1 protein-coding gene is annotated in these 282 nt (G+C 46.8%); it reads right to left on the reverse strand.

Annotated elements, in window-relative coordinates; all coding sequences use genetic code 11:
• The coding region (gene gspL / locus Q4528_RS13565; protein WP_303522061.1) for a type II secretion system protein GspL at positions 1–282 on the reverse strand (282 nt) is incomplete at both ends.

Below are 282 nucleotides of genomic sequence, written 5' to 3' on the forward strand. Positions count from 1 at the left end.
GCTCACGCAAGCCACATCAATAGTCTCTTTGCCTTTATCTAATAAGCAAATATGTAAACTATCTGGGTCTTGGGCGAGTTGCTCTTCTAGCATAAAAGGAGCGACTTGCTGCCATGAACGCTGTGCAGTTTTTGGTAACTCTAACTGATGGTGGCTTACATCACTGGTGGGTACCAATACAATCACTCGGCGATGTTCGGCTTTGTCTTGCAATACTTCCAGTTCGGCACTGCCCGCTAACTCACCAGCGGCAATAACTTCTTGCTCGTTGTCAGACCATAC

The organism is Staphylococcus pasteuri (assembly GCF_030547725.1).
GTDB lineage: Bacteria > Bacillota > Bacilli > Staphylococcales > Staphylococcaceae > Staphylococcus > Staphylococcus pasteuri.